The 6,550-nt window shown below is 73.1% G+C and carries 5 protein-coding genes and 1 pseudogene; 2 read left to right on the top strand and 4 right to left on the bottom strand.

The features are described from left to right. The 3 genes and pseudogenes from DEP02_RS17830 to ssd form a co-directional block, all read right to left on the bottom strand. Window positions 1–423, bottom strand: a pseudogene (locus tag DEP02_RS17830) (type II secretion system F family protein); the annotation flags it as partial. Then, complete coding sequence (locus DEP02_RS17825; protein ID WP_112468534.1) at window positions 416–1,591, bottom strand: TadA family conjugal transfer-associated ATPase; 1,176 nt, start codon at window positions 1,589–1,591, stop codon at window positions 416–418. The pseudogene DEP02_RS17830 and the gene DEP02_RS17825, both read right to left, overlap by 8 nt. Before the next feature lie 86 nt (window positions 1,592–1,677). Then, the gene (ssd, locus tag DEP02_RS17820; RefSeq protein ID WP_112468532.1) at window positions 1,678–2,781 is read right to left on the bottom strand and encodes a septum site-determining protein Ssd; all 1,104 of its coding nucleotides are present in this window, start codon (window positions 2,779–2,781) and stop codon (window positions 1,678–1,680) included. Between the two features lie 590 nt (window positions 2,782–3,371). Here ssd and DEP02_RS17815 point away from each other — a divergent pair. Further along, entirely contained in the window at window positions 3,372–4,205 is an 834-nt protein-coding gene (locus tag DEP02_RS17815) for an HAD family hydrolase (protein WP_112468530.1), read from the top strand. Between the two features lie 392 nt (window positions 4,206–4,597). On the opposite strand, the gene DEP02_RS17810 is transcribed toward DEP02_RS17815, so the two are convergent. Then, window positions 4,598–5,461, bottom strand: a complete 864-nt coding sequence (locus DEP02_RS17810; protein ID WP_198668474.1) for a Fic family protein — start codon at window positions 5,459–5,461, stop codon at window positions 4,598–4,600. Between the two features lie 100 nt (window positions 5,462–5,561). On the opposite strand from DEP02_RS17810, the gene DEP02_RS17805 reads away from it, so the two are divergent. Beyond that, window positions 5,562–6,542: an ATP-binding protein gene (locus DEP02_RS17805; protein WP_112468544.1), complete on the top strand. Its 981-nt coding sequence runs from the start codon at window positions 5,562–5,564 to the stop codon at window positions 6,540–6,542. The last annotated feature ends 8 nt before the right edge of the window (window positions 6,543–6,550 follow it).

The following is a 6,550-nucleotide window of genomic DNA, read 5'->3' as shown; positions in this document are numbered from 1 at the left end:
CAGCAGCGCCTCGCCCGGCTGCCGCCCGGCGCGCACCTCCCCGGCCAGCGCTCCGCACAGGGCGATCACCGCGTCCGTCCGCCGCTCCTGGTCGCGGCGCGCGGCCCGGGCCAGCCGGGCACGGCGCAGCAGCGGCATCCCCACGACCCCCGCGACGGCCGGCAGCACCGAGGCGCCCAGCACCGCCAGCACCACCCCGGCGACCGGCGCCCACCACTCCGGCCCCAACCGCCCGCGCAAGCGGGCCAGTTCGCCGAGGACCCGGTCCCAGCCCGGAGGCCCCGCGCCCACCGCCCCGCCGCCGGCGAACAGCAACCGCGCCCGCCGCGCCCCGAAGTGCCGCCCGCCCAGCAGCCATACGGCCGCTCCCGCACACGCCACGGCCGCCACCACGGACAGCCGGCCCAGCGACCCCTCACCCATCACGCTCAGCGCTCCCCTTCGGGCTCTCCGGCCGGAGCAGCCCCCGCAGCCGCTCCCACCCCCGCTCCTCCACGAACGCCGCCGCGCCCCACCGCAGCGCCGGCACCGTCCGCACCAGCCCCGACGCGTCCCGCTCCAGTACCCGCACCTCGTCGATCCGCCGCCGCCCGAAGCGGTCCCGCACCAGGTGCAGCACCACCGACAGCGCGGCCGCCAACTGGCTGTGCAGCGCGGCCCGGTCCAGCCCGGCCGCGGTGCCCAGCGCCTCTAGCCGGGCGGGGACGTCCGCCGCCGCATTGGCGTGGACCGTGCCACAGCCGCCCTCGTGCCCCGTATTCAGCGCCGCCAGCAGATGGACCACCTCGCCGCCGCGCACCTCGCCCACGACCAGCCGGTCCGGCCGCATCCGCAGCGCCTGCCGCACCAGGTCCTCGAGGGTCACCAGGCCCGCGCCCTCCTGGTTGGCGGGTCTGGTCTCCAGGCGGACGACATGCGGATGGTCGGGCCGCAGCTCCGCGGAGTCCTCGGCGAGCACGAGCCGCTCGCCCGGACCGGCCAGCCCGAGCAGCGCGCTGAGCAGCGTGGTCTTGCCGGTGCCGGTCCCACCGCTGATGAGGAAGGACAGCCGCGCCTGGATCAGCGCCCTCAGCACGTGGTCACCGCCCGGCGGCACCGTGCCCGCCGCGACCAGTTCGTCCAGCGTGAACGCGCGCGGCCGTACGACCCGCAGGGACAGGCAGGTGCAGCCGACCGCGACCGGGGGCAGCACCGCGTGCAGCCGGGTCCCGTCGGGCAGCCGGGCGTCCACCCACGGCCGGGCGTCGTCCAGCCGGCGCCCCGCCACGGCGGCCAGGCGCTGCGCGAGGCGTCGTACGGCCGCCGCGTCGGGGAAGGCGACTGCGGCCCGCTCCAGTCCGCGCCCCCGGTCCACCCACACCCGGTCCGGGGCCGACACCAGGACATCGGTCACCGACGGGTCGGCGAGCAGCGGCTCCAGCGGACCGCTGCCGATCAGCTCGGAGCGCAACTGCTCGGCTGCCCCGAGCACTTCGGCGTCCCCGAGCACCCGGCCCTGCTCGCGCAGCGCCTGCGCCACCCGCGCGGGCGTCGGCTCGGCCCCGCTCTCGGCGAGCCACTGCCGTACGCCGTCCAGCAACTGGACGGGCATCCGGGGTCCGTCGGCAGGCCCCGGCTCCCGGGACGCGCCCGCCGAGGGGACCCGTTCGCCCGTCCGCCGTTGTTCGGAGGCCGTCCTCATGCGGCGGCTGCCTCGGTCAGTGCCCGCTCCCAGAAGGCTGTGCAGAACCGGGCGAGCGGCCCGCGCGCCACCGCGCCGGGCGGTGTCCTGCCCTCGCCGGGCCGCCGCAGTGCCGACTCCACGGGCACCTCGCCCGCCAGCGGCAGACCGAGCAGCCGGGCCACCTCGCGGTCGTCGAGGCCGGGCGCGTACGGCCCCCGTACCGCCACCCGCAGATCGCGCAGGACCATGCCGACCGCGGAGGCCACGCGCGCGGCGGCCGCCACGGCGCGCAGCTCGGCGGGGACCACGAGCAGACCGAGGTCGAGCTGGGCGAGAGCCTCGGCGACGCCTTCGTCCACGCGGCGGGGCAGGTCGACGACCACGGCGCCGCTGCGCCGCCGGGCGGCGGCCAGCACCGCCCGCACGGCCTGCGGCGGGACGGCGACGCAGTCGCCGCGGTCCCAGCTGAGCACGCGCAGCGCGTGCAGTTCGGGCAGCGACTCCTCCAGGGCGCCGCCGCCGACCCTCCCTCGCGAGGCGGCGAACGCCGGCCAGCGCAGCCCCTCGGCCGCCTCCCCGCCGAGCAGGACGTCGAGCCCGCCGCCCAGGGGATCGGCGTCCACGAGCAGGGTGCGCAGGCCCTCCCGCGCGGAGGTGACGGCGAGCGCGCAGGCCAGCGTGGACGCTCCCGCCCCGCCGCGGCCGCCGATGACACCCACGGTGAGTGCGGGCCGGCCGACGCCCTCGGCGACGTCGGCGATGCGGTCGACCAGCCACTGTTCGCCGTCGGGCAGCACCAGCACGTGGTCGGCGCCGATCTCGACGGCGCGCCGCCAGACCCCGGAGTCGTCCTGGTCGCGGCCGACCAGCACCACCCCGCGCCGGCGCGGGGCCCCGCGTACCCGCCGGGCGGCGTCGTCGCCGACCAGCACCAGCGGTGCGCCCTCCCAGCCGCCTCGGTGCTCGGGCACCCCGTGATGGACCTCGGGGGTGGCGCCGGCCGCCGCGCACAGGCGCAGCAGGTCGTCGAGGAGCTCGGCGTCCTCGGTCACGATCAGCGGTCTGCCCTGCCGTCCTGAAGTGCCGGGCGGTGGGTCGTGTGTGACGGTTCCGGACACGGGTCGGTCCCCCTTCGCTGCTTCCTGCGCGCGGCCCCTGCGGCCCCGCGAACCCCAAACGTGTGAAGAACCGGCAACCGGTCTTCATATGGGCGGCCGATACGAACCGGCCATACGCGCCTGGCAATCGGAACCGGCCATGAACTCGCCGCGAGAGGCGCGCGTCGGAATCACGGTGCAGCGATCCGGAAAATCTTGTGGATCTTGGTCGAAAACTGTGGACAACTCGATGGTTGTGAATATCACCTTCACCCATACCGGTGACCCGTGCACTGGTTCCCGTACGACTTCCACAGAGCAGTGCCACAACTACAGAACGTGACGGATCATGAGGGCGTCGGCGAACACCTCGCGGCGCGGCCCGGACAGCGGGGCAACCGCGAACGGAAGGACAGAAGGGGAGAAACCCACCCGGACATGCGACGACCCCCGCCGGGGGGGAGAGCGGGGGTCGTCTCCACGGCCGACTCGGGGGGGGAGGAGTCGGGCCGGGTTAGCACGGTCGCGAACGATCCGTGACTTCCATGGTGTACCCGAGAGCCTTCTCAGGCAAACCCACACGCCCACCTTACGCCGAATGGGCTGCCCCTATGCTCAGGGACGTGGAAAACCACTCCTTGCCCCGCACAGCGGCCTTCTTCGATCTGGACAAGACGGTCATTGCGAAGTCGAGCGCGCTCACCTTCAGCAAGTCCTTCTACCAAGGCGGTCTGATCAACCGCAGGGCCGTGCTGCGCACCGCGTACGCCCAGTTCGTCTTCCTCGCCGGCGGCGCCGACCACGACCAGATGGAGCGCATGCGCGAGTACCTGTCCGCGCTGTGCCGCGGCTGGAACGTGCGGCAGGTCAAGGAGATCGTCGCCGAGACCCTCCACGACCTGATCGACCCGATCATCTACGACGAGGCCGCATCCCTCATCGAGGAGCACCACACCGCCGGGCGCGACGTGGTCATCGTGTCCACGTCAGGCTCCGAGGTGGTCGAGCCGATCGGCGAACTGCTGGGTGCGGACCGCGTGGTGGCCACCCGGATGGTGGTGGGCGAGGACGGCTGCTTCACCGGCGAGGTGGAGTACTACGCCTACGGCCCGACGAAGGCGGAGGCGATCCGCGAGCTGGCCGCGTCCGAGGGGTACGACCTGGCCCGCTGCTACGCCTACAGCGACTCGGTGACCGACCTGCCGATGCTGGAGTCGGTCGGCCGTCCGCACGCCGTGAACCCGGACCGGGCGCTGCGCCGGGAGGCCGTCGCGCGCGGGTGGCCGGTTCTCGACTTCCACCGGCCGGTGCGGCTCAAGCAGCGACTGCCCGCCCTCTCCGTGCCGCCGCGTCCGGCCCTGGTCGCGGCGGCGGCCATAAGCGCGGCGGCGGCCACCGCGGGGCTCGTCTGGTACGCGAACCGGCGCCGGGGCGCGGTGGCCTGAGCCGTCGTGGCCGTTGTTTCGCCGCCGGGAAATCCCGTACGACACCAACGCGCCCGTTTAGGCCATACAGATCCCATTTGAAGATAAAAGTAAAGAAATGCAGCCAAGGGTTCCGCTTGCTCCCTGCTTGCAGTACAAAGGACTCAACGGCCCGCGAGTCCGAAGGACATCCGAAAGGATCACCTTTAAGACGCATTTTGGCCCCACGGACCGAGCATGAACACTGGGTACCCACGCGACGTCGACCCGTCGATTACGGGCCAGCCGCACCAGGTGACGGGCAAAGTTCCCGACCTGATGGGCAACATATCGAGGACGCTTGGTAACTCGGTGCTCATGCCAGCGGCGGTACGAGTTCTCGTACCGCCGCAACCCTGTGTCCGGGCCCGTGCTCAGGCCGCCCCGCGCTGCAGCGCCTCGCACACCGCCGTCGACTCGCGCGCGCCCAGTTCCACCGCCCTGGCGCAGTGGGCGATCCAGGCCGCCATGCCCTCCGGGGTGCCGGAGACGTAGCCGTCGAAGGCGGCCAGGTAGGCCGCGCGGCCCAGTTCGGCGTGGCCGACCTCGGACGGGCAGACCGACTTGGGATCGAGGCCGCTGCCGACCAGGACGATGCGCTCGGCCGTCCGCGCGACCAGCCCGTTGTGGGAGACGAAGGGGCACAGCGCCAGCAGCTCGCCGTGCACCACGGCCGCCGTCACCAGGGCGGGCGCGGAGCTGCCCGCGATGATCAGCTCCGACAGGCCCTCCAGGCGCCCGGAGACCTCGGCCGCGCTCGGCAGCGCCTGCTCGATCAGCTGTTCGTCGACGCTCTCGTCCTCCTGGCGGGGCCGCCCGACGGCGTCCTCCTGGCTCGCGGCGGCCACCATGTGCAGCCGGGCCAGAACGCGCAGGGGCGACTGCCGCCAGACGGACAGCAGCTGGCCGGCCTCGGCGGTCAGCCGCAGGGCGGCACCGATCACCCGGGCCTCGTCGTCGCCGCTGAAGTCGGTGCGCCGGCGCACCTCCTCCAGGGCCCAGTCCGCACCGGACAGCGCCGCGGAGCCTCGCGCACCGCGCAGCGCCGCCTCGGAGGTGATCTCGTTGCTCCGGCGTCGCATGATCCGGTGCCCGTAGACCCGGTCCACGGCCTTGCGCACGGACTCCACGGACTCGGCCACACCGGGCAGCGCACCCAGGGCCGCAAGGGGGTCTCCCTTGCTCGAGCTCGTTCGAGAGCCCGGGGGAGGATCGGCGGTCGCGCCTGTCGTACTCATGGGTACGACCCTACGCACCCGGGCGCCCCACTCCCCGAAGGAGTGGTCTTCTTCACGCGGACTGCCACGTAAAGCCACCACCGAACTACGCTTCGTGAACATGAAAATTGCTTTCGTCGGGAAGGGCGGCAGTGGCAAGACCACTCTGTCCTCCCTGTTCATCCGCCATCTCGCGGCCACGGGCGCGCCTGTCGTCGCGATCGACGCCGACATCAACCAGCATCTGGGGGCCGCGCTCGGACTGGAGGAGGCGCAGGCCGCCGCACTCCCGGCGATGGGCGACCGGCTTGCGCTGATCAAGGACTGTCTGCGCGGCACCAACCCGCGCATCGCCTCCGCCGAGACGATGATCAAGACGACCCCGCCGGGCGAGGGCTCGCGCCTGCTGCGCCTGAACGAGGACAACCCGCTGTACGACGCCTGCGCCCGCCCGGTGGAACTCGACGGCGGTGCCGTGCGTTTGATGGTCACCGGCCCCTTCACGGACGCCGACCTGGGGGTCGCCTGCTACCACTCCAAGACCGGAGCGGTGGAGCTGTTCCTGAACCACCTGGTGGACGGCCGCGACGAGTACGCGGTGGTCGACATGACGGCGGGCTCGGACTCCTTCGCCTCCGGGATGTTCACCCGCTTCGACATCACGTTCCTCGTCGCCGAGCCGACCCGGAAGGGGGTCTCCGTCTACCGCCAGTACAAGGAGTACGCCCGTGACTTCGGCGTCGTGCTGAAGGTCGTGGGCAACAAGGTGCAGGGGCAGGACGACCTCGACTTCCTGCGCGCCGAGGTCGGGGACGACCTGCTCGTGACCGTCGGGCACTCGGACTGGGTACGCGCCATGGAGAAGGGCCGGCCGCCCCGGTTCGAGTTCCTGGAGGACGCCAACCGCCGCGCCCTGCGCCTGCTCCAGGTCGCCGCCGACGCCACGTACGAGCTGCGTGACTGGGACCGCTACACCCGGCAGATGGTGCACTTCCACCTGAAGAACGCCGCCTCGTGGGGGAACGAGCGGACCGGGGCCGACCTGGCGGCCCAGATCGACCCCGGCTTCGTCCTCGGCGAGGGTGTCACCGCCCTGGCGTGAGCGCTGCC

Origin of the sequence: Streptomyces triticisoli (assembly GCF_003270085.1) — a bacterium.
GTDB classification, from domain to species: domain Bacteria; phylum Actinomycetota; class Actinomycetes; order Streptomycetales; family Streptomycetaceae; genus Streptomyces; species Streptomyces triticisoli.
This window is presented reverse-complemented; position numbering and strand designations above follow the sequence as displayed.

What these genes read in the sequence shown, in the direction of transcription:
- DEP02_RS17815 (WP_112468530.1), top strand. Translation starts at nt 3,372, where the DNA reads ATGCTCAGGGACGTGGAAAACCACTCCTTGCCCCGCACAGCGGCCTTC.
- DEP02_RS17825 (WP_112468534.1), bottom strand. Translation starts at nt 1,591, where the DNA reads ATGCCCGTCCAGTTGCTGGACGGCGTACGGCAGTGGCTCGCCGAGAGC.
- DEP02_RS17805 (WP_112468544.1), top strand. Translation starts at nt 5,562, where the DNA reads ATGAAAATTGCTTTCGTCGGGAAGGGCGGCAGTGGCAAGACCACTCTG.
- DEP02_RS17810 (WP_198668474.1), bottom strand. Translation starts at nt 5,461, where the DNA reads ATGAGTACGACAGGCGCGACCGCCGATCCTCCCCCGGGCTCTCGAACG.